At 73.8% G+C, this 20584-nt stretch carries 19 protein-coding genes and 1 pseudogene; 4 read left to right on the forward strand and 16 right to left on the reverse strand.

Going from position 1 to position 20584, the window contains the following annotated elements; translation table 11 throughout:
• Positions 1-18: 18 nt before the first annotated feature.
• From GA0070606_RS00560 to GA0070606_RS00595, 8 genes are all read right to left on the reverse strand, one after another.
• Positions 19-570 (reverse strand): gluconokinase, encoded by a 552-nt coding sequence (locus GA0070606_RS00560; RefSeq protein WP_091094539.1) that lies wholly within the window; start codon positions 568-570, stop codon positions 19-21.
• On the reverse strand, positions 560-1789 hold the full coding sequence (gene manD, locus GA0070606_RS00565) for a D-mannonate dehydratase ManD (protein WP_091094540.1): 1230 nt from the start codon (positions 1787-1789) through the stop codon (positions 560-562). Before manD ends, GA0070606_RS00560 begins: the two co-directional genes overlap by 11 nt.
• A 36-nt stretch (positions 1790-1825) precedes the next feature.
• Positions 1826-2779: a sugar kinase gene (locus GA0070606_RS00570; RefSeq protein ID WP_091094541.1), complete on the reverse strand. Its 954-nt coding sequence runs from the start codon at positions 2777-2779 to the stop codon at positions 1826-1828.
• Positions 2776-3414 carry a bifunctional 4-hydroxy-2-oxoglutarate aldolase/2-dehydro-3-deoxy-phosphogluconate aldolase gene (locus tag GA0070606_RS00575; RefSeq protein WP_091094542.1) on the reverse strand — a complete coding sequence of 213 codons (639 nt, stop codon included), beginning with the start codon at positions 3412-3414 and terminating at the stop codon, positions 2776-2778. The genes GA0070606_RS00570 and GA0070606_RS00575 overlap by 4 nt, the downstream gene beginning before the upstream one ends.
• 4 nt (positions 3415-3418) lie before the next feature.
• A complete protein-coding gene (dgoD, locus tag GA0070606_RS00580; protein ID WP_091094543.1) occupies positions 3419-4567 on the reverse strand; it encodes a galactonate dehydratase in 1149 nt (382 codons plus the stop codon).
• Positions 4568-4574: 7 nt separating this feature from the next.
• Complete coding sequence (locus GA0070606_RS00585; RefSeq protein ID WP_091094544.1) at positions 4575-5390, reverse strand: carbohydrate ABC transporter permease; 816 nt, start codon at positions 5388-5390, stop codon at positions 4575-4577.
• A complete protein-coding gene (locus GA0070606_RS00590; protein ID WP_218105915.1) occupies positions 5387-6337 on the reverse strand; it encodes a carbohydrate ABC transporter permease in 951 nt (316 codons plus the stop codon). Before GA0070606_RS00590 ends, GA0070606_RS00585 begins: the two co-directional genes overlap by 4 nt.
• A 78-nt stretch (positions 6338-6415) precedes the next feature.
• Complete coding sequence (locus GA0070606_RS00595) at positions 6416-7708, reverse strand: ABC transporter substrate-binding protein (RefSeq protein ID WP_245724510.1); 1293 nt, start codon at positions 7706-7708, stop codon at positions 6416-6418.
• A 143-nt stretch (positions 7709-7851) separates the two neighbouring features.
• On the opposite strand from GA0070606_RS00595, the gene GA0070606_RS00600 reads away from it, so the two are divergent.
• Complete coding sequence (locus tag GA0070606_RS00600; protein WP_245724511.1) at positions 7852-8613, forward strand: FadR/GntR family transcriptional regulator; 762 nt, start codon at positions 7852-7854, stop codon at positions 8611-8613.
• Between the two features lie 134 nt (positions 8614-8747).
• Here the strand turns inward: GA0070606_RS00600 and GA0070606_RS00605 are convergent, their stop codons facing one another.
• The 4 genes and pseudogenes from GA0070606_RS00605 to GA0070606_RS00620 all read right to left on the reverse strand — a co-directional run bounded on the left by GA0070606_RS00605 (position 8748) and on the right by GA0070606_RS00620 (position 14439).
• Positions 8748-10175, reverse strand: coding sequence for an MFS transporter (locus tag GA0070606_RS00605; protein ID WP_091094548.1), 1428 nt, complete (start codon positions 10173-10175; stop codon positions 8748-8750).
• A 522-nt stretch (positions 10176-10697) separates the two neighbouring features.
• A pseudogene (locus tag GA0070606_RS00610) lies at positions 10698-11430 on the reverse strand (mechanosensitive ion channel family protein); the annotation flags it as partial.
• A gap of 110 nt (positions 11431-11540) precedes the next feature.
• Complete coding sequence (locus tag GA0070606_RS00615) at positions 11541-12761, reverse strand: hypothetical protein (RefSeq protein WP_091094550.1); 1221 nt, start codon at positions 12759-12761, stop codon at positions 11541-11543.
• 43 nt (positions 12762-12804) lie between these two features.
• Complete coding sequence (locus GA0070606_RS00620; RefSeq protein WP_091094551.1) at positions 12805-14439, reverse strand: serine/threonine-protein kinase; 1635 nt, start codon at positions 14437-14439, stop codon at positions 12805-12807.
• A gap of 306 nt (positions 14440-14745) precedes the next feature.
• On the opposite strand from GA0070606_RS00620, the gene GA0070606_RS33040 reads away from it, so the two are divergent.
• A complete protein-coding gene (locus GA0070606_RS33040; RefSeq protein ID WP_425413017.1) occupies positions 14746-15048 on the forward strand; it encodes an ATP-binding protein in 303 nt (100 codons plus the stop codon).
• Between the two features lie 48 nt (positions 15049-15096).
• Here the strand turns inward: GA0070606_RS33040 and GA0070606_RS00630 are convergent, their stop codons facing one another.
• Entirely contained in the window at positions 15097-15951 is an 855-nt protein-coding gene (locus tag GA0070606_RS00630; protein WP_091094553.1) for an SPFH domain-containing protein, read from the reverse strand.
• 295 nt (positions 15952-16246) lie between these two features.
• Here GA0070606_RS00630 and GA0070606_RS00635 point away from each other — a divergent pair, with 295 nt between their 5' ends.
• Positions 16247-18115, forward strand: a complete 1869-nt coding sequence (locus GA0070606_RS00635; RefSeq protein ID WP_245724894.1) for a transketolase — start codon at positions 16247-16249, stop codon at positions 18113-18115.
• Positions 18116-18242: 127 nt separating this feature from the next.
• On the opposite strand, the gene GA0070606_RS00640 is transcribed toward GA0070606_RS00635, so the two are convergent.
• The 3 genes from GA0070606_RS00640 to GA0070606_RS00650 all read right to left on the reverse strand — a co-directional run bounded on the left by GA0070606_RS00640 (position 18243) and on the right by GA0070606_RS00650 (position 19769).
• Complete coding sequence (locus GA0070606_RS00640; RefSeq protein ID WP_091094554.1) at positions 18243-18515, reverse strand: cation:proton antiporter regulatory subunit; 273 nt, start codon at positions 18513-18515, stop codon at positions 18243-18245.
• Positions 18516-18642: 127 nt separating this feature from the next.
• A complete protein-coding gene (locus GA0070606_RS00645) occupies positions 18643-19407 on the reverse strand; it encodes a rod shape-determining protein (RefSeq protein ID WP_176737175.1) in 765 nt (254 codons plus the stop codon).
• 155 nt (positions 19408-19562) lie between these two features.
• Entirely contained in the window at positions 19563-19769 is a 207-nt protein-coding gene (locus tag GA0070606_RS00650) for a hypothetical protein (protein ID WP_091094556.1), read from the reverse strand.
• Between the two features lie 188 nt (positions 19770-19957).
• Here GA0070606_RS00650 and GA0070606_RS00655 point away from each other — a divergent pair, with 188 nt between their 5' ends.
• The gene (locus tag GA0070606_RS00655; protein ID WP_091107096.1) at positions 19958-20449 is read left to right on the forward strand and encodes a hemerythrin domain-containing protein; all 492 of its coding nucleotides are present in this window, start codon (positions 19958-19960) and stop codon (positions 20447-20449) included.
• Positions 20450-20584 lie beyond the last annotated feature (135 nt).

The following is a 20584-nucleotide window of genomic DNA, read 5'->3' on the forward strand; positions in this document are numbered from 1 at the left end:
GGGCGGGTCGGGCGACGCCTACCGGCCGGCGGTGACGCCGGTCGTCAGGCCGAGCCCGTCGACCGCCGCCGAGACCAGCTCGTCGGGCGTCAGCGACACGTCGAGCACCAGCACCGACTCGTCCGGGTGGGGCCGCTCCAGGGTGGCCAGTTGCGACTCCAGCAGGCTCGGCGGCATGTAGTGCCCGGCACGGCGCGCCATCCGCTCCCGGATCACCTCGGCCGGCCCGTCCAGCAGGACGAACTCGACGTTCGGCGGCCCCTGGCGGAGCACGTCGCGGTAGGACCGCTTCAGGGCGGAGCAGGCCAGCACCGTCGAGACGCCGTCGGCGGCGCGGGCCGCCATCCAGCCGGCCAGGTCGCGCAGCCAGGGCAGGCGCGCGGCGTCGTCCAGCGGTACCCCCGCCCGCATGCGCGCCACGTTGGCCGGCGGGTGGAACTCGTCCGCCTCGGCGAAGGTCAGTCCGGTACGGGCGGCGACGCCCAGCGCCACGGTCGTCTTGCCCGCCCCGGACACCCCCATCACGACCACGTGCCGCGTCGGCGCGCCCGGACGGCGCTCACCAGTCATGGACCGTGCCGTCCTGGAGCCGGTTGAACGGCAGGTAGGCCGGCACGTACGGGAACTTCGCGGCGGCCTCCTCGTCCAGTTCGACGCCGAGCCCGGGCTGCTCCCCCGGGTGCAGGTAGCCGTCGGTGAAGGTGAACGACTGCCGGAACACCTCGTTGGTGAGCGCCCCGTGCCGCATGTACTCCTGGATGCCGAAGTTGTGGATGGCCAGGTCCAGGTGCAGGGCGGCGGCCATGCCGACCGGCGAGATGTCGGTCGGGCCGTGGATGCCGGACTTGATCTGGTACTGGGCGGCGAAGTCGAGCAGCTTGCGCATGGCCGTGATGCCGCCGGTGTGGGTGACGGCGGAGCGGACGTAGTCGATGAGCTGCTCGCGGATGAGCGTCTGGTAGTCCCAGACGGTGTTGAAGACCTCGCCGATCGCCAGCGGCGTGGTGGTGTGCTGGCGGACCAGCCGCAGCGCCTCCTGGTTCTCCGCCGGGGTGCAGTCCTCCAGCCAGAACAGGTCGTACGGTTCGAGGGCCTTGCCCAGCTTGGCGGCCTGGATGGGGGTCATCCGGTGGTGGCCGTCGTGCAGCAGCGGCAGCTCGGGGCCGAACTCGTTGCGGACCGCCTCGAAGACGCCGGGCAGGTGGCGCAGGTAGGAGCGGGTGTCCCAGTCCTCCTCGGCGGGCAGTGGGGTGCGCTGCGCCGGCTCGTAGTCGTACCGCCGGCCGTCGACGCTGGGCTGGGTGGCCACCCCGTACACGGCGTTGATGCCGGGCACCGAGGTCTGCACCCGGATCGACCGGTAGCCCTCGTCCAGGTGCCGGCGGATCGAGTCGAACAGCTCCGGCAGGTCCCGGCCGGAGGCGTGACCGTACGCCATCACGCCGGTGCGCGACGCCCCGCCCAGCAGCTGGTAGAGCGGCATGCCCGCGGCCTTGGCCTTGATGTCCCACAGGGCGACGTCGACGGCCGCGATGGCGGCCATGGTCACCGGCCCGCGACGCCAGTACGCCGAGCGGTAGAGGAACTGCCAGGCGTCCTCGATGCGGTGCGCGTCCCGGCCGATCAGCAGCGGCACGACGTGGTCGCGCAGGTAGGAGGCGACGGAGAGTTCGCGTCCGTTGAGGGTGCCGTCGCCCAGGCCGGTGACGCCGTCATCGGTGGTGATCTTGAGGGTGACGAAGTTGCGGTCGGGGCTGGAGACGATGACGTCCGCTGCGACGATCTTCACGGGGTGCCTTTCTTCCTACCTACGGTGTGGCGGCGGCTAACGGAGGACGCTTCCCGCCTCGTGGCCGTCGAGAAGGGACAGTTCGGCGCGGCGCGGCAGCCCTTCGCAGTCCCCCCGGCTGGAGACCGCGAAGGCGCCGAGGGTGGCCGCCCGCCGCAGCCGACCGGTCAGGTCGAGCCCGTCGAACCAGCCGGAGAGGTAGCCCGCGGTGAAGGCGTCCCCGGCGCCGACGGTGTCGACGGCGGTCACGGCCAGCGCGCCGACGTGCTCGACCCCGGCCGGCGTGTGCGCGCGGGCGCCCTCGGAGCCCAACTTGACCAGGACGGTGTCCACGCCCCGCCGGAACAGCTCCGCCACGACGGCGGACTCGTCGGCCCCGGGGTCGCCGACGAGGTCGAGTTCGTCGGCGGAGGCGATCACGGTCGAGGCGTGCCCGGCCAGCGGGGCGAGCACCTCGCGCGCGGAGTCGCGGGACCAGAGCCGGACGCGGTGGTTGACGTCGAGGCACACCGGGATGCCCGCCGCGACGGCCGCCTCGGCGGCCCACCGGATGGCCTCCCGGGCGGTGTCGGACAGCGCCGGGGTGATCCCGGTCAGGTGCAGCATCCGCGCGCCGGCGGCCAGCGGCGCCCGCAGGTCGTCGACACGCAGCGCGGAGCCGGCCGAGCCGGCGCGGTGGTACTGCACCCGCGTGACGTCGGCCGTGCGCTGCTCGAGGAACATCAGCCCGGTCGGCCGGTCCGGATCCCGGGTCACACCGTCGACGCCGACGCCCTCGGCGCGCAACTGCCGCAGCGTGAACTCGCCGAACTCGTCGGTGCTCACCCGGCCGACCCACGCGGCCCGGTGGCCCAGCCGGGCCACCCCGACCGCCACGTTGGACTCGGCGCCGGCGAGGTGCGTGGTCAGCGCTCCCCCGGCGGCGAGCGGGCCGGCCGAGCGCAGCGACACCAGCGCCTCGCCGACGGTCAGCAGATCCGGTGTGGTCATGACGCGGTCGTCTCCCGCACGGCGGCGAGGTAGGTGCGCGCCCGCTCCCGCAGGGCGTCCAGGTCGCCGCCGGAGGCGGCGTCGCCGACGAGCGGGCCGCCGAGGCCGACGGCGATCGCGCCGGCCCGGAAGTAGCCGGGCACGTCGTCCAGGCCGACGCCGCCGACCGCGACGAACGGGATGTCCGGGAACGGGTCGCGCACCGCCCTGAGGTACGCCGGTCCCCCGACCGACGCCGGGAACAGCTTGATCGCCGACGCCCCCATCCGCATCGCGGTGTACGCCTCGGTCGGGGTGAGCGCCCCGGCGGCGACCGGGAGGCCGCGGCGGGCCGCCTCGGCGATCGACTCGACCACGGCCGGCGTCACCACGAACTGCGCGCCCGCGGCGGCCACGTCGGCGACGTCGGCGGTGGTGAGCACCGTGCCGGCCCCGACCAGCGACCCGGCGGGTGCCGCCGCGCGCAGCGCCTCGATCGCCCGCGGGGCGTCCGGCGTGGTGAGGGCCACCTCGACGACGCGTACGCCCTCGTCCAGCAGGGCGGTGCCGGCGGCGACCGCGGCGGCGGGGTCGGTGCCGCGGATGACCGCGAGGATGCGGGCGTCGGCGAGTTCGGCGGTGAGGTTGACGGTCACGTGATCACCATTCCGCGTAGGAGCCGTCGCGGTGCCGCCAGGTGGGGCTGCGCCACGCGTGCCCGCGCTTGTCGGCCGTCCGTACGGCGTGTTCGTCGATGTCGATGCCGAGGCCGGGTGCCGTGAGCCGCTCGACGTACCCGTCGACGAAGGTCAGCGGGGTCTTGTCGAGGCAGTAGTCGAGCACCTCGGCGCCGAGGTTGTAGTGGATGCCGATGCTCTGTTCCTGGATCAGGTAGTTCGGCGTGGCGAAGCCGACCTGGAGGCAGGCGGCGAGGGCGATCGGCCCGAGCGGGCAGTGCGGGGCGAGCTGCGCGTCGTACACCTCGGCCAGCGCGGCGATCTTGCGGACCTCGGTGATGCCGCCGGCGTGCGAGAGGTCCGGCTGGGCCACCGCGATGCCGGCCTGGAGCACGGGCAGGAACTCCTGCCGGTTGTAGAGCCGCTCCCCCGTGGACACCGGCGTGGTGGTGGCGCGGACGAACTCGCCGATCAGGTGCGAGTTCTCCGGCACCACCGGCTCCTCCAGGAAGAAGGGCCGGAACTCCTCGAGCAGCGGGGCGACCCGGCGGGCGGTGGCGAGGGTGAACCGACCGTGGAAGTCGACGGCCACGTCCCGCTCGTCGCCGAGCACCTCGCGGGCGGCGGCCACCCGCGCCACCACGGCGTCGAGTTCGGCGACGGACGCGACGGCGCTCATCCGGCCGGAGGCGTTCATCTTCACGGCGGTCAGGCCGGTGGCGACGGCGGCGGCGATCTGGTCACGGACCTCGCCGGGTTCGTCGCCGCCGACCCAGCCGTAGACCCGGATCCGGTCGCGGACCGGGCCGCCGAGCAGCTGGTGCACGGGAGCGCCGAAGTGCTTGCCGGCGATGTCCCACAGCGCCTGGTCGAGCCCGGCGACGGCGCTGGCCAGGATCGGCCCGCCCCGGTAGAACGAGCCCTTCGTCATGACCTGCCAGTGGTCCTCGATCCGCAGCGCGTCCCTGCCGATCAGCAGCTCGCTGAGCTGCTCGACGGCGGTGCGTACGGTCTCCGACCGGCCCTCGCAGGTCGCCTCGCCCCAGCCGACGATCCCGCTGTCGGTCTCGACGCGGACGAACAGCCAGCGCGGGGCGACGAGGAAGGTCTCCACCCGTGCGATCGTGGTCATGGTGTCCTCAGCCCTTCGTGGCGCCGGCGGTGAGGCCGGAGACGACGTACTTCTGCACGAACAGGGCGATCAGCATGATCGGCAGGGTGACCACGGTGGCCGCCGCCATCAGGCCGCCCCAGTCGATGCTGGCGTAGCCGACGAAGTCGAAGATCGCCACCGGGAGCGTCTTGGTGTCGGCCCCGGAGAGCACGAGGGCGAACATGAAGTTGTTCCAGGAGAAGATGAACGACAGGATGCCGGCGGTGGCGATGCCCGGCACCGACAGCGGCAGGGTGATCCGCCGGAACGCGCCGATGTGGGTCAGCCCGTCGACGAGCGCCGCCTCCTCCAGCTCCGTCGGCAGCCCGTCGAAGTAGCCCATCATGATGTAGACGATCAGCGGCAGCGACACGAACATGTGGCTGAGGATCAGCACGGTGAAGCCGCCGACCATCTGCAGGTTCGAGAAGACGTAGTACCAGGGCACCAGCAGCGAGACGCCGGGGATGACCCGCGCCATGAGCACGACGAGCGCGGACTTCTTCATGTTGAAGCGGCTCATCGAGTACGCGGCGGGCACCCCGAGCAGCAGCGACAGCACGGTGGCGGCGAGCGCCACCCAGAGGCTGTTGCCGATGAACTGCACGTAGTTGGCCTGCTGGAGCACGTTCGTGTAGTTGTCCAGCGTCGGGGAGAAGGCGAACGCCTTGTCCGTGTCGTAGATGTCGACGTTGGTCTTGAACGACGCGGCGATCATCCAGATCAACGGGGCCATCAGCGACAACACGACGAGGGTGAGGGCCACCGTCCGGAAGATCTTGTACGGCCTGCGCAGCTTCATCGGTCCAGCCCCTTCTTGCGGTAGGTCAGGGCCCACATCACCCCGATGATGATCAGGAAGAAGATGATGAGGACGGTCGATGAGACGCCGTAGTCGTTGTAGTCGAAGCTGAGCCCGTAGGCGTACACGTTGAGGGTCTCCACCTCGTGGAACGACCCGCCGCCGCGCCCCTTGGTGGCGTAGAGGATGTCGAACGTCTTCAGGGCGTCGATGCCGCGCAGCAGGATCGCGACGATGACGGTGGGCATCAGCAGCGGCAGGGTGACGTGCCGGAACCGCTGCCAGGTGCTGGCGCCGTCGATCAGCGCCGCCTCCTGCGGCTCGTCGGACAGCGACGTCAGGCCGGCGAGCAGGATCAGCACGACCATCGGCGTCCACTGCCAGATGTCGATGAACATCGTCGTCGGCAGCGCCGAGTTCTGCCCGGAGAGCCACGGCTGGGGGCCGATGCCGACCCAGCCGAGCACCTGGTTCGCCATCCCGATGTTGGGGTCGAAGATCAGCCGCCACATCATGCCGACCGCGACCGGGGTGGCCACCAGCGGCAGGAGGATCGCGACCCGGACCCACTTCTCCCCGCGGAACGGCCGCCACAGCAGCAGGGCGATGGCCATGCCGAGGACGACCTCGAAGAAGAGCACGACGCCGGTGAACAGGGCGGTGCGCCACACGGCCGGCCAGAACCGGTCGGTGTCGCCGAGCACGTCGAGGTAGTTCTGGAAGCCGATGAACTCGCTCTCGGCGCGCACCGAGCCCTCGGCGTCGGTCAGGCTGAGGTACCCGGTCCAGGCGACCGGGAAGACGATCAGCACGGCGACGAACAGCATGGCGGGCGCCGCGAAGAGCCACTTGCGGTGCTCGTTGGCCCAGCGCGACCAGGCCGACGTCTCCGGGGACGCCTGACGCGCCTCGGGCGATCTGGTGGCTGGTGTGGTGACGGCTGACATGAGGTCTCCGGATGGGTCAGGGCCAGGGTCCCGACGCGGGGTGGCGGAGCCGGTGGGCTCCGCCACCCGCGCTTCGGGCTACTTCGCCTCGTCGTCGAGGAACTTCTGGAACCTCTCGTTCGCCGCGTCCGCCGAGGCGGCCGCGTCCTTGCCGGTGATCGCGTCGACGATCGGCTGGCCGACGATCTCGCGCGCCTCGGCGACCTTCACGACCAGCGGGCGGTCGTGGCCCACGCCGTTGGCGGTGCTGACCGTGGTGGCCTCGGCGAGGTCCTTCGGGTAGGTCGCCGCGCCCTCCGGGTTCTCCCATACGGAGGTACGGGCGCTGGGCACGCCGGCCTTCTGCTGGGCCAGCGCCTGCTCCTTGCCCGCCGCCCACTGGATGAACTTCCAGGCGTTGTCCTGGTTCTTGGACGCCTCGTTGACGCCGAGCGCCCAGGAGGGGATGTTGTACGGCTTCGAGCCGGCCGGGCCGGCCGGGAAGGCCGCGAAGCCGACGGTCTCGGAGACCTTCGACTTGGTCGGGTCGGTGGCGTTCTTGTAGAGCGAGTTGGCCTCGGTGTAGAAGGCCGCCTTGCCCTGGGTGAAGATCGCCATCGCCTCGGACCAGCTCATGTCGGTGCTGATGTTCTCCGGGCCGTGCTCACGCAGCAGCCCGCCGTAGTAGGCGTACGCCTGCTTGGCCTGCGGGGTGTTGACCGAGGCCTTGCCGCTGGCGTCGACGAAGTCGCCGCCGAAGCTGTAGAGGAAGCTGGAGAACTGGGTGACCGCGGCGGCCTTGCCGGTGCGGGACACGAAGCCCGCCACGCCCGGGTTGTCCGCCTCGACCTTCGCCGCCTGCGCCTTCAGCTCGTCGAGGGTCTTCGGCGGGGCGGTGAAGCCGGACTTCTCCAGCAGGTCCTTGCGGTAGTAGAGGACCTCCTGCTCGGTGATGATCGGCACGCCGACCAGCTTGTCCTCGTACGTGGTGGCCCCCACCGGGCCGGACTGGAAGTCACCGACCTCGAACGCGCTGTCCGACTTGGCCTTCTCGGTGAGGTCGGCGAGATACTTGTTCTTGGCGAACAGCTTCCCCTCCTGCAGCGGCCGGTACATCATCACGTCGAGATCGGTGGATCCGGCGTTCAGCTTGACGTTGTACTGGTCGGAGAGCTGGTCCTCGCCGAGCTGGGTGACCTCCACCTTCAGGCCCGACTGCTTCTCGAACTCCGGCAGGGCCTTCTTGATGTTCTCCGTCCACACGTGGTTGACCAGCGTCACGCGCACGGTGTTCGAGCTGCCCGCGTCGTCGCCGCCACCGCAGGCCGACAGGCCGAGGGCGACGACCATCGCCAGGGAAGTCCCGATTACTGATCGACGTCTCACGTCCATCTCTCCTTATGTCGAGGCCGTGGCCGTGGCCGCCGCCGACAGGTGGGCTGCCACCTCGCGGTTTACATCCGCTTAACTTCGGGATGCTAGGCCGAAAAAGCAGACTTATACAAGAGGTAGATCCAACTGATATGATCCGCCGCGTGAAACAGTCCTCCCCGGGGGTTGCCGCCGCCAAGCTCGCCCCTGTCGAGTCAGGGCTGCACGCACGCGTCCTCGACCACCTCGGCACGGCGATCTGCGGTGGCGAGCTGGCGCCGGGCTCGGTGCTCAACATCGACGACCTGGTCGACCGCTACGCCGTGTCCCGCTCGGTCGTCCGGGAGGTGCTGCGGGTGCTCGCCTCGATCGGGTTCATCGAGGCCCGCCGCCGGGTCGGGGTCATGATCCTTCCCCCGGACGCCTGGAACGTGTTCGATCCCCAGGTGATCCGCTGGCGGCTCGCCTCGTCCGGCCGCATCGTCCAGCTCCGCTCGATCACCGAGCTGCGCACCGCCGTCGAGCCGCACGCCGCATGGCTCGCCGCCGAGCGCGCCGGTCACGACGAAGCCAGCGACCTCGTCGGGCTCGCGGCGAAGATGTGGGCCGCCGGCAAGGCCGGCGACGAGGAGCGCTTCCTCCAGCTCGACATAGAGTTCCACCGGCGTGTGCTGGTGGCCTCCGGCAACGAGATGTTCGTCCGGTTGCAGGACCTGGTCGCCGAGGTGCTCGCCGGCCGGCATCAGCACCACCTCATGCCGCACCACCCGCACGAGCAGGCTCTCCAGCTGCACGCGGAGGTGGCCCAGGCGATCCAGCGGCGCGACGGCGAGCGCGCCCGGCGGGCCATGGTTCAGCTCATGGAGCAGGCCTTCGACGAGATGAGTTCGATCTGGGAGCAAACCACCGAACCCACCCGCGCCTGACCCCCGCCCGCGCCCTCCCCTCACCCCCGCCCCCGCCCCGTCGATCTTGCACTTTGTGACCCTTGAATGCGGCACATGTCCCCTTTGCCGGGGCCGAAAGTGCAAGATCGACGAGCGCTGCGTCGGGCGGAGCGCTACCGCTGGGGGCGGGTCGGGCGGTGGGCGCGGGTCGCCAGGAGCAGCGCCACGATCAGGTACGGCACGGCGGCCACCGCGAACGCGACGGCGTTGCCGGCGCCGGTGGCGAGCAGGCCGTACCCCCCGTAGACCGCGATGATCGTCACGTCGGTGGCCATCCCGGCGAGCGACGTGACCGTGGCCCGACTGCCGCCGGTGATCCGGGCCTGCAACCGGGCGTCGGCGAGCACGGTGGCGAGCTGGAATCCGCAGAACGCCGCCGCGACCAGCACGAAGCCGACCGGTCGGGCGAGCAGCGCCCCGGCGGCGAGGGCGGCTGCCGACACGGCCAGCAGCCCGCCGTACCCACGACTGGTGAGCCGCTCCCCCGCCGGGGCGAGCAGGCCGCCGACGCTCACCCCGACCCAGGTGAGCAGGAGCAGCAGCGGCACCGTCGCCTCGCCGACGCCGGTGTCCCGGGCCAGCAGCGGGGTGTACTCGTCGAGGGCGCCCCACACCGCCGCGACCGCCGCGACCAGCAGGACGGCCGCCCGGACGGCCCGGTCCCGGTGCGCCTCGGCGAGCCCGGCCCGCAGGCTCGCCCACCAGCCGAGATCGTCACCGTCGTCCCGTTCCGCCGTCGTGGCCCCCGACCCGTCGCCCACCGGCCCGGCCTGTCCCGCCCCGGGGCCGGCCTCGGCGGCAGCGCCGGGACCGGACGGAGCGGAGGCGACACCGGGCTGGACGGCGGCGGCAGAAGCGACAGCGGCGGCAGCCGGGTCCGCGGCGCCGGGGTCGGGGTCGGCCGATCCGCAGGCGGTGCGGGCGGCCGGGGCGGCGGAAGCGGCGGCCGGGCGACTGTGGTGTTCCGGGAAACGCGTGGCGACGGCGGCGGCGAGCAGGCAGGCGAGCACGCTGGCCGCGCCGACCGCCGGATAGCCGCCGGCGGCGAACACGGGGCCGGCCAGCACGATCGAGGCGAGCACGCCGAGCGTCTCGGCCGTCCTGGCCCGGCCCATGGTGCGGGCGTAGCGGCCGGTGGCGTCGAGCCGGTCGAGCTCGGTGAAGACCAGCGCCTCCAGCGCGCCGGAGGCGAGGGCGCCGCCGGTGCCCCAGAGCACGAACCCGACCGCGAAGGCCGGGTACGAGGGAACCAGCACCCAGAGCGCGAAACCGGCGGCGGTGACGAGCGGGGCGAGGCCGAGCAGCAACCGGCGGGAGACGGCGTCGGCGAAGGCGCCGGAGGGCACCTCCAGCAGGATGCTGCTCGCCGACCAGATCACGAACAGCGAGGAGATCTGCCAGACCGACAGGCCGGTGTCGCTGAACAGCAGCGCGTACAGCGGGTAGAGCAGGACGAGTTCACCGAGGAACGCGTACCCGTAGAGGGTGGCCGCCAGCCGGCGGACACGCGGATCGGGCACACGTGGAGTGTGGACGGTCATGAGGCCTTCCCGTGAGGACGAAGCGGACGCCGGACGTACGGCGACCGCGGCGGCCCACGGGGGCGACCGTCAGCGGTGCATCAACATCGCCACGTCATGCCGGCGATGATAGTCGCCGGAGGCCTCGGCGCGGGTCCTGCCCCCGACACGCGTCGGGGTGGGGCCGATGTGGCCCCACCCCGACGACGCGCCGGCCACGTCAGCGGCGGAACTTCTCCTCGCCCAGCGGCGGGATGACCATGGTGGCCTCGGCGTCCTGGCCGGTCGGCTGCGCCGGGATGGTGGCGCCGGTGGAGGTGACCTGCGTGGCCTCCGGGTCGGCCTGGGGTGTGGCCGGGCCGCCGGTGTCCGCCGCGCGCGGGACGACCTGGGTGGCGTCGGCGTCGCCGCCGAGGCCGGCGGGACCGCCGGAGCGGGCGACGACCTGGGTCGCGTCGGCGTCGCCGCCGAGGCCGGCGGGACCGCCGGGACGCGGGACGACCTGCGTGGCGTCGGCGTCGGTGGCCCGCGCGGCCAGGTGGGCCTCGCTGTCGCGGCGGCCGGCCCGGTAGGCGCGGGCGTGCGTGGCGATCAGCCGCGACTCCTGCTCGGCGCGGGTCAGCCAGGACTCCCACCGGCTCTGCATCGGACGGACCAGCCCTCCGCCGACCCCGACGACGAGGATGCCGCCGACGGTGGCGAGCACCGCGATCAGCACCGGGGTGGTGACGGCGGTGGCCACCCCGATCTGGTTGAGGGCCGCGATGACGCCGAGGCCGAGGATGAACACCGAGGCGATGGTGGCCAGGATCCGGCCGTACGACAGGCCGCCCAGGGCGCCGCTGATGATGTCCTTGACGGCGTTGGCGATCGCCGCGGCGACCACGACGATGACGATGCCGACGAAGGCACGGGGCAGCCAGGCGATGACACCGGCGATCAGGTCCGAGACGGGGTTCGGGCCCCAGATGCCGAACGCGACCTGGAGGGTGACCAGCAGCACCCCGTAGTAGGCGAGCTTGGCGACGATGTCGCTGGCGTCGTACCGGGAGCGGGCCAGGGCCCGGCGGATCCCGCCGCGCTCCACCGCGCGGTCGAAGCCCACGCGCTCCAACACCTTGTTTACGATCTTGAGTACGGCCTTGGCGATCAGCCAACCGGCCACCAGGATCGCCACGAAGGCCACGGCCTTGGGCAGGAACAGCATCACCGAGCGGAGGGCGTCCCCCACCGCGTCGCCGAAGTCGTCTCTCATCGGAATCCTCCACACGGGCATCCGTCTCGTCGGGCCCGACCTACCCCCGGCGCTGAACAGGGAAACACCGGTCGGCGTCGCACGGGAGGCAACCGCGAGACGGGCCCCGTTCCGCCCGAGCGGCAGCGGGATCAGCCGCGCCGGCAGTCGTAGGTCACCGGTGCCTGGGCCTGCACGGCGGACGGAGAGACGATGTTGACGGTGGCCGTCCCGGTCGTGGTGCCCACGCCGGTGAAGGCCCACCGCAGCGTCAGGTGCACGCTGCGCTGGCCCCGGCCGACCCGCTCGGTCAGCAGGCTGCCAGGAGCGCTGCCGGTGCGCAGCCACTGGTAGCGGATCTTCCCCGCCCGGCCGTTGGTCGACACGGTGGCCACCACGTCGACGGTGACGTCGCACCGGTCACCGGCCGGCCGCGGCACCGCCACCGCCACGCCGGTGACCTCCAGCGGGCTCAGCCGCTGCCAGATGTGGAGGCCGACGGCGGCGAGCAGCGCGACGGTGAGCACGGTCGACAGCGCCGAGGTGACCGTCCGCAGCGCCGACCGCCGCCGGCGCGGAGGCGTCCGCGCGGGCCAGGCGGGCGCGGCAGGCGGTGTGCTCGGCACGCCCGGCCCGAACCGCACCTCCCCGCCCGGGGGCGCGGGCGATGCTCCGGTACGCCCGCCGAAGAGCGTCCCCGACGCGTTCCCGGTGACCCGTCCGGTCGCGGTCGGCGTGGCCGCCGCCTGGGCCCGACCCGCCTGCCCCGTCGTGAACGCCCCGGCCCGCCCGATGTCCAGCCGAACGGTCGGCTCGCCGGGGTGCGGGGGCGCGGCCGGCCCACCGGCGTGCACACGACCGCTCGGCTCGCCGACGTGCAGGTGCGCGATCGGCTCACCGGCGTGCACACCTCCGGTCGGCTCGCCGGGGTGCGGGGGCGCGGCCGGCCCGCCGGCCGTCAGAGCGGCTGTCGGCTCACCCGAGCCGAGGTAGGCGGTCGCCTCATCGGCACTCAGGTGAGCGGTCGGCTCGCGCGAACCGAGGTACGCCGTCGCCTCATCGGCACTCAGGTCAGCGGTCGGCTCGCGCGAACCGAGGTACGCCGTCGCCTCCTCGCCACTCAGGTCAGCGGTCGGCTCGCGCGAACCGAGGTACGCCGTCGCCTCGCCCGAATGCGGATGGACGGTCGGCTCGTCCGGGCCCGGGTGCGTCGGCGACCCGCCGGCACGCGGACGAGCGGTCGGCTCGGCGGCGGCGAGGTTCACGGTCGGCTCGGCCGGGTGCGGCAGGCCGTCGAGGCGGGCCGTCGCCGCGCCGTCGACGGGAAGCCGGTGGGTGGGCAGCGCCTCGGTCGGGTCGTTCGGCTGGGTCACGGTGGCCCGCTCTCCGTCGTCGTGGTCGGCATCCTGGTCCCGGTCAGCCGGGGGTGCAGAACGAGTGGAGCGTCACGTGGACCGGCGCGCTCTCCGGCGAGGCGTTGCCGGCCTCGTCGATCGCGACGACGCGGATCGGGATCCGGGTGCTGTTCGCCGGCCGGGGCAGGTCGCCGAGGACGCCCCGGAACGTCCCGCCTCTGTCGAGGGTCATCGCCACCTCGGTGGTGCGGCCGTCCAGGGTGTAGCGGAAGCGGACCCGCAGTCCGCCGGCCGGCGTACGGTCGTCGGAGACGACGGCGGAGACGGTGCTGGCCGTGGGCCCGTACGGGCAGCCGGCCGGGTCGAGTTCCGTCGGGCCGGCCGCGACCCGCCCGACGGAGGGCTCGACGGCGTCCCCCGGCGGCGCGCTGGGGCTGACCGACGCCGTCGGCGAGGCGGGGGCGGACGTCGGCGCGGGCGCGCTCGTGTCGGTCGGCGGCGCCGGCGCGGGCGCCGCCGTCGTGGCTGTCGGCGCGGCGGTGGGTGTCGGGGCGACGGTCGTCGCCACCGTCGGCGTGGACGACGCGCCGGTCGACGCGGGCGCCGGCCCGCCCGCGCCCGCTGTCTCGCCCCGCTCGGCCGCCGCCGGCGCCGCGCCGTCTCGGCCGGCGTAGCTCAGCCCGGCGCCGGCGAGCAGCAGCGCGGCGGCCAGTCCGCCGCCGAGCAGCGCCGCGCGGGCCCGGCCCCCGCGCAAGCGGGTCCACCGGCCGGTGCCCTCGCCGAGCGCGGTGCTGGCGAGACTGGTGGCGCCGCCGGTGCCGTCGGGAAGCGGAAAGAGGGCCGCGAGCAGGGCCGCCCGCCGGGCCAGCTCGCGCAGGCCGCGCTCCTCCCACTCCGGGCCGTACGCCTCGGTCGCCACCTGCTCCAGCTCGGCGAGGAAGGCCTGCGCGGGCTGCGGGCGCTCGGCCGGCTGTTTCGCCATGCCGTGCCGCAGCAGGTCGTGCACCGGCGCGGGGGCCGGGTCGGTGGGGATCGGCGCCCGGGCGTGCTGCTGGCGCAGGGTGAGCAGGTCCCGTCCCTCGTAGGGCGGCCGGCCCGTGAGGCACTCGTAGAAGGTCGCGGTGGCGGCGTAGATGTCGCAGGCCGGGCTGGCCGGGGCGCCCGTCCACTGTTCCGGGGCCATGTAGCGGGGGGTGCCGGTGACGCTGACGCCCGAGGACCTGCCGACGGGCATCGCGATGCCGAAGTCGGCAAGCTTGCTGGCACCCTCGGCGGTGACCAGCACGTTCTCGGGCTTGTAGTCGCGGTGCACGACTCCCCTGGCGTGCGCGGCGCCGAGCCCGGCCAGCGATCCCCTGAGGACGCAGAGCGCCGACTCCGGGGTCGTCGGCCCGTGCGCACGCAGCATCTGTCGCAGGGACACCCCGTCGACGAGCTCCATGACGATGGCCGCGCCGGCCGGCGACTCGACGTACTCGTAGAGCCGGGAGACGTGCGGGTCGTCGATCTCGGCCAGCAGCCGGGCCTCGTCGCGGAACGCGGTGCGGAACGACGGGTCGTCGCCGATCCCGCCGGTCAGGTACTTGATCGCGACCGGGGTGCCGGTCTCGTCGTGCACCGCGAGGTCCACCCGGCCGGACGCGCCGGCGCCGAGCTGCCGGACCGGCCGGTAGCCGGACACCTGCCAACCCGTCACGGCGCCCCCTCCCGCACCGGGCGGCCGCCGTGGCCGCCACGGTCGCCATTGTGGTCGCCGCCGGCGCCGGGGCCATCGGCGCAACGGACGCTTCCCGGCTCCGGACGTCCGCCTCGGCACGGCAGGGTGATGACATGGTCGGTAACGGACACCCGCCACAGGTGGCACCGGCCGGCAAGCGGCGCGGCTGACCAGCGACGTGGAGACCGTGCGGCGGGCGGTGGTGGACGCGTGGGAGCGCAGCCAGCACCACCGGGACGCCCTGGAGCGGCAGGCTGCCGAGCTGCGCCGCTCCACCGCGGACCGGTGACGGACACCCCGGACGGCTGGCGCTTCGCCGTCGAGCACAACGGCATCGGCATCGACCCCCGGTACGCCGAGAAGATCCTCGTGATCTTTCAGCGGCTGCATCCCCGGGGCGCCCACCCGGGCACCGGCATCGGGCTGGCGGTGTGCAAGAAGATCGTCGAGTACCACGGCGGGACGCTGACCCTGGACGAGGGTCACCGGGACGGGGCGTGGTTCGTGTTCACGGTGCCGCGCGCGAACGAGGCGGTCGTACCGGAGCAGCCGGGTCAACCGGCGGCGGAGTCGGCGCCGGCGCGTTGAGGCCGGCCGGCGCGGCGCCTGTCGCGGGTGGGCGGGCGGCGGGGCGGGTCAGGCCGGCGGGCGGCGGTGACCGTCGCCGGACACGGCGGGCGACGGCGCGGGCCGCTCCGCCTCGGGGACCCGCGCCTCCTGCGCCCCGGTGTCCCGGTTGAACTTGTCGAAGAAGCGCAGCAGCTCCACCGGGAACGGCATCACCAGGGTGCTGTTCTTCTCCGCCGCCACGTCCACGACGGTCTGCAGCAGCCGCAACTGGTACGCCCCGGGCGTGGCCGCCATGGCCCGGGACGCGTCGGCGAGCCGGCGGGACGCCTGGTACTCGCCGTCGGCGGCGATCACCCGGGCGCGGCGCTCGCGTTCCGCCTCGGCCTGGCGGGACATCGACCGCTTCATCCCCTCGGGCAGCGCGACGTCCTTGACCTCGACCCGCTCGATGAGCAGTCCCCACGGCTCCTCCGTGGGGGCGTCGATGACCGCCTTCAGTTCGGCGTTGACCCGGTCCCGGTCGCCCAGCACGGTGTCCAGGTCCGCCTTGCCGATCACCGACCGCAGGGCGGTCTGCGCCACCTGGAGCACGGCCGACGGGTAGTCCCGGACGTTGACCAGCGCCTTCACCGGGTCGACGACCCGGTAGTAGACCACCGCGTCGACGGTGAGGGTGACGTTGTCCCGGGTGATCGCCCCCTGCGGGGGCACGCCGATCACGGTCGTCTGCATGCTGACCCGGACCATCCGGTCGGCGACCGGGACGATCAGGCGCAGGCCGGGCTGCCGCACCGGCGTCAGCACCCGGCCGAAGCGGAAGACGACGCCGCGCTGGTACTGCTGCACCAGCCGCACGCTCAGCGCGCCGACCAGTGCCAGGGCCGCGATCACGATCACCACGCCGATCACGACGGCTTCCACGGCGCCTCCCTTCCGAGACGGCTTCCCGGGCGGCCCCTTTCCCGCCACACCGCGGGTTAGTCCCACGGCCGCGCCTCGGCTCGCCGCTGGGGCGTCCGGGTGGCTCCGACCGACCGCGCCCGCCGGCCGGAACCGCGCCTGCCGGGCAAATCGGTGGTTGCCGGACGCCGGGCCGGGTTTCCTGACTACCGTTACCTCGAGCGGGCCGGCGGAAGCCGCACCGGCCGTGGGCCGGGTGGCCCTCGGCGGGGGGCCGGCCGAGGAAGGCCGATCGCTGGAGGCGATGCCGGTGACCATGGAAGCAGAGCGCACACTCCGCGCCGACGAGACCACCGAGCTGGGCGAGCTCGCCGCGCAGCTGCGGGTGGACGCGATCCGGTGCAGCACCCGGGCCGGATCCGGTCACCCGACCTCCAGCCTGTCCGCCGCCGACCTGCTCGCCGTGCTGGTCTCCCGGCACCTGCGCTACGACTGGGCGAACCCGCGCGACCGCGCCAACGATCATCTGATCTTCTCCAAGGGCCACGCCTCGCCGCTGCTGTACGCGGTCTTCAAGGCGGTCGGCGTGATCGACGACGAGGAACTGGTGGAGACGTACCGCCGCTTCGGCTCGCGGCTGCAGGGGCACCCCACCCCGGCGCTGCCGTGGGTCGACGTGGCCACCGGCGCGCTCGGCCAGGGGCTGCCCGTCGGCGTCGGCATCGCGTTGGCCGGCCGTTACCTGGACCGGCTGCCGTTCCACGTGTGGGTGCTGTGCGGGGACAGCGAGACCGCCGAGGGCTCGGTCTGGGAGGCGCTGGACAAGGCCGGCCACTACGGGCTGGGCAACCTGACGGCGATCGTGGACGTCAACCGGTTCGGGCAGCGGGGGCCGACGGAGCTGGAGTGGGACCTGGACACCTACCGGCGTCGGGTGGAGGCGTTCGGCTGCCAGGCGCTCGTCGTCGACGGCCACGACCTCGCCGCCGTCGACGAGGCGCTCGGTCGGGCCCGGCGGGCGACGGGGCCGACCGTGCTGCTCGCCCGCACCGTCAAGGGCAAGGGGGTGCCCGAGGTCGAGAACGAGCCGGGCTGGCACGGCAAGCCCTTCAAGCCCGACCTGGCCGAGCGCGCCGTCGAGGCGCTCGGCGGCGTACGCCGGATCCGCGTCGCCGGGCCCCGGCCGGAGCCCGCGCCGCCGCCCGTCACGCCCGCCGGTGCCCCGCCGGCCCGGCCGCGGTACGAGGTGGGGGCGAGGGTGGCCACCCGGAACGCCTACGGCGACGCGCTGCGCGCCCTCGGGGCCCGACCGGACGTGGTGGCGCTGGACGGCGAGGTCAGCGACTCGACCCGCGCCGACCGGTTCGCCGAGGCGTATCCCGACCGGTTCTTCGAGATGTTCATCGCCGAGCAGCAACTGGTCGCGGCGGCGGTCGGGTTTCAGGTGCGCGGATACCGCCCCTTCGCGTCGACCTTCGCGGCCTTCTTCTCCCGCGCCTACGACTTCATCCGCATGGCCGCCATCTCCGGGGCCGACATCGCCCTGTCCGGCTCGCACGCCGGCGTGGAGGTCGGCGCGGACGGCCCCTCCCAGATGGGGTTGGAGGACCTGGCGGCGATGCGCGCCGTCCACGGCTCCACCGTCCTCTACCCGAGCGACGCCGTGTCCTGCGCGGCCCTCGTCGAGCGGATGGTCGACCTGGCGGGCGTCACCTACCTGCGGACGACCCGTGGGGCGTATCCCGTCCTGTACGGCGACGGCGAGGAGTTCCCGGTGGGCGGCAGCAAGCTGCTGCGCGGCGGCGACGACGACCGCGTCGCGCTGATCGGCGCGGGGGTGACGGTGCACAACTGCCTCGCCGCCGCCGAGCGGCTGGCGGACGAGGGCGTCCGGGCCCGGGTGATCGACCTGTACTCGGTGAAGCCGCTGGACCGGCAGCGGCTGCTCGACGCCGTCCGGGTCACCGGCGGCCGGCTGGTGGTGGTGGAGGACCACTACCCGGAGGGCGGCCTCGGCTCGGCCGTGCTGGAGGCGCTGGCCGATCTCGCCGAGCCGGTGCGGGTGACGCACCTGGCCGTACGCGGACTGCCGACCTCCGGCACGGCGAGCGAGCTGATGGACCAGGCGGGCATCGGGGTGGCGGCGATCGTCGCGGCGTCGCGCGCCGCGCTGTCCGGGACGTGACCAACCGAGGCGGTGCGCGACGAGTTGCGCGACTGCGCCTCCTGGCTGCGCCTGACCGCGACCGCGCCGGCGGGCGGCATCGAAGAGCGTCCCGCTCGCGGTGACGACGACCAGGGCAGGCGGCGTCTCACCGAGGGGCGGTGGGCTGCCTGTCCGGGTCGTCCGCCGGGGTGATGGTGACGTCGAAGACGTCGAGGAGGCCGAGCAGTCCCGCGAGGGCGACGGCCTCGTCGCGTCGCAACGTGATGCTGCGGGTGGCGTCGGGGTCGTCGCCGTCGTGGTAGACCAGCTCACGCCGGCCGCCCGCGTAGTGGGTCACCACGCCGACGCGGCACCCCGCGTCGGTGGTGAACATGCGGCGGAACCCGATGCCGGGCAGCGGTGTCAGTTCGACGTCCATCGTTACTCCAGGTGGTGCGGGGAATCGGCGGTGGGCACGGCACGGCCGGACGGGACGCCCGGCCGGTGGACGCGCCGACGACCGCGCGGCGCCGCCAGCGGGGCACCGCGCGGGGTCGGCGGGCGGGTCAGCCGGTGAGCAGCAGGCGCAGACCGGCCAGCGTGGCCAGGTGGGGATCGGCGGGCATCGTGACGGTGCGACCGGTCAGGGCGGCCAGCCTGGCCGCCAGCCCCGGGTGTGCCGCGCCGCCGCCGGTGATCAGCAGCCGACGTCGCCCCGGGCGGACGGGGTGGGCGCCCAGGCGCCGCACGGTGGCCGCGATCGACGGCACCTGGTCGACGGTGTTCGGCACGTCCACGCGCTCGGCCGCCACGACCGCGCGGTCGGCGATGCGGGCGATCTCGGTGCGGCCGTGCCCGATGTCGATGGCGACGACGTCGTCGCTGTCGAGGTCGGCCGGGCAGGCCAGGGCCGCCGCCAGCGGCTCCTCCACGGTGGCGACGCGCCCGCCGAGCGCCCGCCGAACGACCGCGACCAGGAGGTTCTTCTGTCGCAGTGTCGCGGTGGCCGGCACGCCGACCACGACCGGGGACAGGTCGTCGCCCGGCCTGCCGGTGGCCGCGGCCACGACCCGCAGCAGGTGCACGCAGGCGTGGAAGTCCTCGACGACGCCGTGCCGCACCGGCCACACCAGCTTCGCGTCGCCGCCGGCGCGCAGGTCGATCGCGGCGCGGCCGACGGCGTGACCGCCGGAGGGTATCCGCGCGACGACGGCGGGTTCGGCGACCACCGTGCCGTGCGGCGGGGTCCACACGCGCACCGTCGAGGTGCCGAGGTCGAGGGCGAGGGGGTGCCGCAGGCCGAGACGGGCGTACGCACCGGGGGCCAGCATGCTCACCACCCCCGCGGCGGGATGACGGCCGCCGGCCGGGTGACGGACGGGGGACGGGGGCGCGTGGCGGGACGCAGGCGCGTGGCGGGACGCAGGGCGGGCATGGTGCTCCAGGCCAGGGGCCGGCGCCGCGCGGCGCCGGAGGCGGACAGGCTTCAGACGGCGAACGTCAGCCTGGGCGGAGCGCGGTCCGCCGACCATGCCGGTACACAACCCGGGACGGCCCGACGCGTGGACCGGAACACGATGCACAGCCCGACCGCCCGCGCGGCGGCCAGCACCACGACCAGCACGGCGAGCATCAGCAGCGCCGGCAGCGGGATCCGCCTGCCGGCGCGGCGGACAGCCTGCCGTTCCTGCATGCCGCCACCATAGCCGGGTCGACCGCCGCCCGGCCATGCCGTCGCCTGCCCCGGCGCGGCGCCCGCCGCGGGGTGGCGTCCCGGGATCCGTCGCCCCGGGGTACCGGGCCGATCGGCCCTGCCGGCGGCGCTCACGCCGAGCCGACGATGGGGACGGACGTCGTCGTGATGCGGGGAGATGAGTGCTGATGTGCAACTACTGCGGCTGCCGGGAGTTCCCTCTGATCGGTCGGCTCTCCGCCGAACACGAGGCGATCGCGAACGCGGCCGGCCGGCTCCGCGCGGCGATAGGGGCCGGCGCCGCCGACGCGCCGGCGGCGTTGGACGCCCTGCTGACCCTCCTCGGCCCGCACACCGCCACCGAGGAGCGAGGGCTCTTCGAGGAACTGCGGGCCGAGGGCAGCCTGGCCGAGGCGGTGGAGAAGCTCTGCGCCGAGCACGACGACATCCACGGTGTGCTCGGCGGTGTCGACCGGTCGGCGCCGGACTGGCCGGCGGTGCTGGCCGCGCTGGATCGGCTGCACCGGCACATCGACAACGAGGAGCACGGGCTCTTCCCCGCCGCGGTGATCGCGCTGCCGATTCCGGCCTGGGACCGGATCACCCCGACCGGTGCCGCCCGACAGGTAGCCGGAACCGCCACCCCCGACGGGCACCGGCCGAGGTTGACCAATCCCTGACGATCTTCGGGACCTTCGGCCCGGTTCTCCGGCGCGGCGCCCCGACACGATGGCATCCGAGGCCCCGCTTCCGGTTGCGCCCCGGCGCACCCGCCACGAATGTGGGCAGAACGGCGATCTACCTGAGGGATGGAG

The sequence above is a fragment of the Micromonospora citrea genome, from assembly GCF_900090315.1.
In the GTDB taxonomy this organism is placed as follows: domain Bacteria; phylum Actinomycetota; class Actinomycetes; order Mycobacteriales; family Micromonosporaceae; genus Micromonospora; species Micromonospora citrea.

Excerpts from the sequence above, each read along its gene's own strand:
- GA0070606_RS00655 (WP_091107096.1), top strand. The coding sequence starts at position 19,958 with ATGTGCAACTACTGCGGCTGCCGGGAGTTCCCTCTGATCGGTCGGCTC.
- GA0070606_RS00650 (WP_091094556.1), bottom strand. The coding sequence starts at position 19,769 with ATGCAGGAACGGCAGGCTGTCCGCCGCGCCGGCAGGCGGATCCCGCTG.
- GA0070606_RS00585 (WP_091094544.1), bottom strand. The coding sequence starts at position 5,390 with ATGAAGCTGCGCAGGCCGTACAAGATCTTCCGGACGGTGGCCCTCACC.
- GA0070606_RS00595 (WP_245724510.1), bottom strand. The coding sequence starts at position 7,708 with ATGGACGTGAGACGTCGATCAGTAATCGGGACTTCCCTGGCGATGGTC.
- GA0070606_RS00560 (WP_091094539.1), bottom strand. The coding sequence starts at position 570 with ATGACTGGTGAGCGCCGTCCGGGCGCGCCGACGCGGCACGTGGTCGTG.
- GA0070606_RS00590 (WP_218105915.1), bottom strand. The coding sequence starts at position 6,337 with ATGTCAGCCGTCACCACACCAGCCACCAGATCGCCCGAGGCGCGTCAG.
- dgoD (WP_091094543.1), bottom strand. The coding sequence starts at position 4,567 with ATGACCACGATCGCACGGGTGGAGACCTTCCTCGTCGCCCCGCGCTGG.
- GA0070606_RS00605 (WP_091094548.1), bottom strand. The coding sequence starts at position 10,175 with ATGACCGTCCACACTCCACGTGTGCCCGATCCGCGTGTCCGCCGGCTG.
- GA0070606_RS00645 (WP_176737175.1), bottom strand. The coding sequence starts at position 19,407 with ATGCTGGCCCCCGGTGCGTACGCCCGTCTCGGCCTGCGGCACCCCCTC.
- GA0070606_RS00635 (WP_245724894.1), top strand. The coding sequence starts at position 16,247 with ATGGAAGCAGAGCGCACACTCCGCGCCGACGAGACCACCGAGCTGGGC.
- GA0070606_RS00570 (WP_091094541.1), bottom strand. The coding sequence starts at position 2,779 with ATGACCACACCGGATCTGCTGACCGTCGGCGAGGCGCTGGTGTCGCTG.
- GA0070606_RS00640 (WP_091094554.1), bottom strand. The coding sequence starts at position 18,515 with ATGGACGTCGAACTGACACCGCTGCCCGGCATCGGGTTCCGCCGCATG.